Genomic DNA, 4,920 nt, shown 5'->3' with positions numbered 1-4,920 from the left:
GTGGGCATAGACGGCACATTAGGACGGTACGACAGGAGGCAGGGCTGTGCAACGGGGCGGCGTACGGCGGGATGGATACGAAGGATGGTACGGAAGACGATACGACAGGATGACAGTCCGATATGACGACAGCGTGGAATAAGCGGTTGGGACGATACACGGTACAACAACAGGACGGATAGGCAGTATGACGGACGGCTTGGCGGAGGAGTACCGCCCGATATGACGATGGGACGCTACAGATAAAGCGGATATGCTAGCTCGATACGGCAGAGCGATACGGCGAACGAAACAGTGCGACACCAAAAAAAGGGGTGTGTCGGGATCATTTCCCGACACACCCCTGTCTGTGTTACGGACACTATGCCCGTGGCTGCCAGAGTGCCAGAAAAAGAAGAGAGACCTTACTTCTTCTTGGCCGGCGGCTCGCCGAGCTCGCTGTCCTCGACGATGACCGCGACGGCGGCGTCCGCTTCGGCCTTGGCGGCGGCAGCGGCGTCCGCAGCGGCGGCGACGGCCTCATGGGCGGCCTTGGCGGCTACGGCGGCGCGTACGAAGGAGATGCGGCCGACCACGCGACCGGCCTCCGCGATGTCGTTGAGCGCGCCCTCGAGGGATTCGCGCACGTCGTCGGCCACGCCGAGGCTGACCGACAGGATCGGCGTCTTCATCGAGACCTTGGCCTTCGACTTGATGCCACGCAGCGCGGCCAGCGCCTCGCCGGCGTGGGCGAGCAGATCCGGTGACACCTTGAACGCGGCCTCGGCGTACACGTCCGGGGTCGGCCATGCGGCGCGGTGCACGGAGCCTTCGCCCTCATGCATCCAGCTCCACACCTCTTCGGTGGCGTACGGCAGGTACGGGGCGAGCAGGCGGGCGAACGCGTCGAGACCCAGACCCAGCGCGGTGCGGGCGGACTTGGTCGCGGCCTCGGAGGGCACGTGGCCGGTCGCGTCGGCGGTGCCGTAGGCGCGGTTCTTGACCAGTTCGATGTAGTCGTCGCAGAACTGCCAGAAGTAGTTCTCGATGACCTCAAGCGCCTTGGAATGCTCGTAGGACTCGAGCGCGTCGGTGGCCTGGCGCACCACGAGCGCCATCTTCGCCATGGCGGCGCGGTCAAGCGGCTCGGTCACGTCGGCCGGGTTCCATGCGGCGGTAGCCGCGGCGCCGACGTGATGGTTCTCGTCCTCGCGGCCGATCGCCAGCGCGAACTTGGTCGCGTTGAGCAGCTTGATCGCCAGACGACGGCCGATCTTCATCTGGCCCTCGTCGTACGTGGCGTCGAGGCCGAGTCGCGCGGCGGCGGCCCAGTAGCGCACCGCGTCGGCGCCGAACTGCTTGATCGGCTTGTCCGGCACGACGACGTTGCCCTTGGACTTCGACATCTTCTTGTGATCCGGGTCGAGAATCCAGCCGGACAGGGTCGCGTTCGACCACGGCAGGCATTTGTTCTCGAGATGCGCGCGGTCGACGGTGGAGAACAGCCAGGTGCGGATGATGTCCTGGCCCTGCGGGCGCAGATCCATCGGGAACGTGGCCTTGAACAGCGCCTTGGACGCCTCGTCCGGCTCCTCCCAGTGGGTCACGATCTGCGGGGTGAGCGACGAGGTCGCCCACGTGTCCATGATGTCCTGTTCGGCGGTGAAGCCGCCGGGCACGTCACGCTGCGAAGCATCGTAGCCGGCCGGCACGTCGATGGTCGGGTCGATCGGCAGGATGTCCTCGCTCGGCGTGATCGGATGATCGTAGTCGGCGGAACCGTCGGCCTTGACCGGGTACCACAGCGGGAACGGCACGCCGAAGAAACGCTGGCGGGAGATGAGCCAGTCGCCGTTGAGGCCGTGCACCCAGTTCTCGTAGCGCACGCGCATGAAGTCCGGGTGGAAGTTGAGTTCGCGACCGCGCTCGATGAGCTCCGCGTTCAAAGCCGCGTCGGTGCCGCCGTTCTTCAGGTACCACTGGCGGGAGGTGACGATCTCGAGCGGCTTGTCGCCCTTCTCGTAGAAGTTCGTCATACGCTTGGTCGGCGTCGGCTCGCCATCCAGATCGCCGGACTCACGCAGGTGGTCGACGATGATCTTGCGCGCGGAGAACGTGGTCTTGCCGGCGGTTTCGGCGAAGATCTCACGACCGCCCTCGTCCTCGATCCAGTCCGGGGTGTCCATGACGATGCGGCCGTTGCGCTGGATGATCGAACGGGTCGGCAGGTTGAGGTCGCGCCACCACTGCACGTCGGTCACGTCGCCGAAGGTGCAGCACATGGCGATGCCGGCGCCCTTGTCCATCTCGGCGGCCGGGTGCGCGAGGATCGGCACCTTCACCTTGAACAGCGGCGAGTACACGTACTGGCCGAAGTACTGCTTGTAACGCTCGTCGTCCGGGTTCGCGATCAGCGAGGTGCAGGCCGCGAGCAGCTCCGGACGGGTCGTCTCGATGTAGATCGGCGTGCCGTCCTCGAAACGGAACGCGACCTTGTGGTAGAAGCCCGGGTATTCGCGGGATTCGAGCTCGGCCTGGGCCACGGCGGTCTGGAACGTCACGTCCCACAGGCCCGGTGCGTCCTTCTGGTACGCCTCGCCGCGGGCGAGGTTGCGCAGGAACGCCTTCTGCGCCACGCGCTGCGGGTGCTCGCCGATGGTGTGGTAGGTCTGCGACCAGTCGATCGACAGGCCGAGGGAACGCCACAGCGCCTCGAACTGCTTCTCGTCCTGCGCGGTCAGCTTCTCGCACAGCTCGATAAAGTTGCGGCGCGAGATCGGCACCTGGTCCTTGGCGTCGATCTTCTTGCCGTCGGTGCCTTCGAACGGCGGCACGAAATCCGGGTCGTACGGCATGGAGGTGTCCACGCGCACGCCGTAGTAGTTCTGCACGCGGCGCTCGGTCGGCAGGCCGTTGTCGTCCCAGCCCATCGGGTAGAACACGTCGTAGCCGCGCATGCGCTTGTAGCGTGCGATCACGTCGGTGTGCGTGTAGGAGAACACGTGGCCGACGTGCAGGTGGCCGGAGACGGTGGGCGGCGGGGTGTCGATCGAGTAGACGGCCTTGCGGTCGCGCGTGTTGTTGAACTTGTAGGTGCCCTGCTCGTCCCAGACGGCACGCCACTTGTCTTCGAGACCGTCCACGCCCACCTTGTCGGGCAATGGGGTCAGATTTGCGTTGATGATTTCGGTCATACGCGCGATTTTATGCGGCTTAGGTGACAAGGTGGGGAGCGGCAGGGAGCGGAGTCTGCCGGTTACTTGACCGTGGCCTTGGCGAGCGGCAGATAATCGTCCGTCATGTTCTTCGGCAGTCCGGTGACGCCCTTGGCCGCCGCGGCGAACGTCTTGCGTGAGTACAGCCAGTCGGCCGCCGCGTCCTGGCTCACCGTCTTGGCGAACGTTTTCATACGCGACTGGTAGTCGGCGTCGTTCGTCGCCGCCATCGCGCTCTTGTACGCGTCCTGCACGGTGCCGTTCGTGTAGCGGAACACGTTGTCCGACGTGCCGAACTCGGCCGCGTCCGCGTCGCCCGCCAGCAGTGCCATCGTATACTGCCCGTCCTTGACCCGCTGCGCGACGGTCGCCGCGTCGGCCGCCTGCACGTTCGTGTCGATGCCGACCGAACGCAGGTATCCGGCGACGGTCTCGCCGAGCGACTGGTATGCGGTCGGCACCACGAGCTCGACCGTGCCGAAATACGCGGCGCCGGTCGCGAAGAACGCGATCATCTGCGCGGCCTTGACCTGATCGAACGGGAACAGGCCGGTCAGATCCTCGTATCCCTCCTCCAACGGTCCGATCGGGCCGCCGAGCTCTCCGGCCGAATCCGAGGCGGACGCGGCGATCGTCTTCGCGTCGACCGCGTAACGGACGATCTGCCTCGCCTGCGCGTCGGAGAAGATCGAATTCGTGTCGTTGTTGAGCGCGAGCATCACCTTGGTCGTCGACGTGCCGGATTCGACCTGCCACGACGACTGTCCGTCGAGCTGTTTGACGGCCGCCGCGTCGGGCGTGAAGAACGCGTTCACGTCGCCGTTGAGCGCGGCCTTCGCGAGCGCGTCGTCGTTCGCGTAATACTTGAGCGTCACGGTCTGCGCGCCGGACGGGTCGCCCCAATACCGGTCGTTGCGGCTGAGCGTGACCGAACCGCCCTTGTCGAATGCGGTGACTTCGAGCGGACCGGAACCGGCCGTCTGCGTCGCGTAGTCGCCGTTCCATTCGCTGTCGTAGACGATGCCGGCGCGGCCCGAAAGCGCGCGCAGCAGCGTCGGGTCCGGCTTGGAAAGCGTGAGCGTGACCTTGGTCGGGCTTGGATTGGCCACGGACGCGAGTCCGGAGAGTGCGGTTGCTCCTTGGTATTTGTTTTTGACGATCTGCTGCATGGACCAGACGACGTCGGCGGAGTCGAGCTTGTGCCCGTTCGCGAACGTCATGCCGCGGTGCAGCGTGAAATCGTAGGTGAGACCGTCGCTGGAGACGGTCCAGCTTTTCGCGACGCCGGCGACGATCTGGTTGTTGTCGTCGCGTGAAACGAGCGTTTCATACACGTTGCCGAGCAGCGCGCGTTCGACGTTGGCGCTGGCGTCGGTGCGGATGTCGAGCGATTGCGGCGCGTCGGTGAGGCCGACGGTGACACTTGCCGTGCTGAGGTTGGATGGGGTGGCGCGGGGGAGTGTGATGGTGCCTTGCGCCCACGACCAGCCGAGCCATGCGACGAGGGACAGGATGACGGTGGTCGCCACGAACACGAGCCACGAGCGGAGTGCGGTCTTCTTCTGCCTGTGCATGGAGCCCAGTGTAACCGGTGGCGTCTATTCGGGGGTATGCCCATGGACGTCATCGAGGGAAATCAGGTACTCGGCTCTTCGCATTTTGGTGTGCATAAGTTCACTGTTGACGTGTCTGGCAGTTTCGGAATCGCGCTGTCGCGCGATGCTGT

General features: G+C 65.2%; 2 protein-coding genes. Both read right to left on the bottom strand.

Annotated features, from left to right (window positions below; all coding sequences use genetic code 11):
- Positions 1 to 404 precede the first annotated feature (404 nt).
- Positions 405 to 3,173 carry a valine--tRNA ligase gene (valS, locus tag JS533_RS13325; protein WP_241515278.1) on the bottom strand — a complete coding sequence of 923 codons (2,769 nt, stop codon included), beginning with the start codon at positions 3,171 to 3,173 and terminating at the stop codon, positions 405 to 407.
- 62 nt (positions 3,174 to 3,235) lie between these two features.
- Entirely contained in the window at positions 3,236 to 4,768 is a 1,533-nt protein-coding gene (locus JS533_RS13320) for an ABC transporter substrate-binding protein (protein WP_241515276.1), read from the bottom strand.
- Positions 4,769 to 4,920 lie beyond the last annotated feature (152 nt).

The organism is Bifidobacterium amazonense (assembly GCF_018555435.2).
GTDB lineage: Bacteria > Actinomycetota > Actinomycetes > Actinomycetales > Bifidobacteriaceae > Bifidobacterium > Bifidobacterium amazonense.
This window is presented reverse-complemented; position numbering and strand designations above follow the sequence as displayed.

What these genes read in the sequence shown, in the direction of transcription:
- valS (WP_241515278.1), bottom strand. Translation starts at nt 3,173, where the DNA reads ATGACCGAAATCATCAACGCAAATCTGACCCCATTGCCCGACAAGGTG.
- JS533_RS13320 (WP_241515276.1), bottom strand. Translation starts at nt 4,768, where the DNA reads ATGCACAGGCAGAAGAAGACCGCACTCCGCTCGTGGCTCGTGTTCGTG.